The organism is Falsiroseomonas oryzae, assembly GCF_027856955.1.
Classification (GTDB): domain Bacteria; phylum Pseudomonadota; class Alphaproteobacteria; order Acetobacterales; family Acetobacteraceae; genus Falsiroseomonas; species Falsiroseomonas oryzae.
The window spans coordinates 1-1,888 of record NZ_JAPSMD010000697.1 but is presented as its reverse complement, the minus strand read 5'-3'; the positions used below and the strand labels follow the sequence as shown (position 1 = coordinate 1,888).

The following is a 1,888-nucleotide window of genomic DNA, read 5'->3' as shown; positions in this document are numbered from 1 at the left end:
GCGCGCGCGCGCCCGGCCTCGCCCAGGCGCGCGCGCAGCGCCGGATCCTCCGCGAGCCGCGTCAGCGCGGCGGCCAGGGGCGCGGCCTGGAAGGGCGGCACCAGCAGCCCGGTCCCGCCGTCCACCACCTGCTCGCGCGGGCCGCGTATGTCGGTGGCCACGACGGGCAGGCCTGTCAGCATCGCCTCGATGACGGACATGGGCAGCCCCTCGAAATGCGAGGGCAGACAGAAGACGTCGGCCGCCGCCAGCACGCGCGCCACGTCTTCCCGGTAGCCGAGCCGCACCAGCCGCCGCCCGAGCGCGGTCGCGGCGCGCTCGAAATGCGGCTCCATGTCCTCACCGTGGTCGGTCGGCAGGCGGTTGCCCGCCACCCACAGCACGCAGTTCGGCGGCGTCGCGCGCATCGCCTCCAGCAGTTCCGGATAGCCCTTGTGCCGCACGAGGCGGGAGACGGCGACGACGACGCAATCCCCTTCGCCCGCGCCGAGCTCCGCGCGGATCGCTGCGCGCGCGGCGGGGTCCGGGCGGAAGCGTGCGGGATCGCGCCCGTTCTGCACCGCGACCGCGCGGGGATGGATGCCGAGCCGGCGGGCGTCCTCCGCCTCCTCCTCGCTGACCGTGACGAAGACGTCGGTCAGCCTGCCGCCAAACCGCTCCAGCACCAGCGAGAGCCGCCGTCGCCACCAGGGCCCCGGCTGGTTGAACAGGAATCCGTGGCAGGTGTAGGCGACGCGCCGCACGCCGCAGATCCGCGCCGCGACGCGCGCGAGCAGTCCGCTGATGGGCATGTGACCATGCACCATGTCCGGCTTCTCGCGCCGGATCAGCGCGACCAGCGCGATCAGGGCGCGCAGCTGCGCAAGCGGGTTCAGGCTGCGCGCCATCGGCACGGCGACGATGCGCAGCCCCTGGGCGCGCGGCGCATCCAGCAGCGGGCCCTCGGCGCAGGCGCCGACCACCTCGTGCCCGCGCGCCTGCAGTTCCCGCATCAGCGGCACCAGGAAGTGGCGCAGCGAGAAATCGACGTTGATGATCTGGAGGATTTTTGACATTCTGCCCTCAAGCGCCGGGCGCGGCCTCCGGCCGCTTGGCTTACGCGCCTACGCACAGTCGAGCAGGAAGAGGAGGTTGCCCAGCGCGCGCGGCCGCTGCGCGGCCGGAGTCCTGCGGCCTACTCCGCCACCTGCTCGCCCGGCCCGTTCATGCTCACGCGGCTGATCGCCCATTGCACGCTGCTCGCGCCGGCCTCGGCGTGCAGCGCCACCTGCTGGCTGCGGCGCGCCTCCGCGGCGAGGTGGATGCTCTCCTCGATCGCCACGCGCGCGCCCTTGGCGCGCAGCCGCCAGCCAACGCCCGAGGGCAGGCGCAGCAGCACGCCGGCCTCATCCTGTTGCAGGCTGGCCACCACGCCGGGATGCAGGTGGAAGCGCACAGTGAAGCCCGGCACCGCGGCCTCGCGCTCCGGCTCCAGCAGGTCCTCGCCGCGCAGGTCGTCGCCGGACTCCGAGAGGTAGAGCCGCCGGCGGTGGCGCATGCCGAACTGGCGCACCCAGCCGTCATGCGATGCCTCCAGCCACTGCGCGCCGTTCGATTCCTGGCGGTCGCACTCCACCGTGTCGACGCGGCGGCCCAGCCCTTCCGGCTTCAGCTCGCTGGAATTGGTGTCGGCCAGCACGAGCGTGGAATGCGCGGCGGTGGAGCGCAGCGCGTCGCGCCATTCGCCCTCCGCCGCCGGCGCCGCGCCGCAGTTCACGATCAGCCGGTCGCGCCCGATCGACATCTCGAAGCTCAGCGTCCCGGCATGGGCGAAGCGGTCGGCGCCGCGCGGCAGGCCGCCGGAGGCCGCGTCGCGCCTCGCCGCGGGCGGCGCGCCGCAATCGGCCAG

Annotated in this window: 2 protein-coding genes; both read right to left on the bottom strand. The window is 74.3% G+C overall.

From position 1 onward, the window contains the following. Window positions 1–1,055 (bottom strand): glycosyltransferase family 4 protein (locus tag OZN99_RS30730; RefSeq protein ID WP_270939003.1); only part of this gene is annotated, 1,055 nt, incomplete at its 3' end. Between the two features lie 119 nt (window positions 1,056–1,174). Beyond that, on the bottom strand, window positions 1,175–1,888 hold a 714-nt coding region (locus tag OZN99_RS30725), incomplete at its 5' end, for a heparinase II/III family protein (protein ID WP_270939002.1).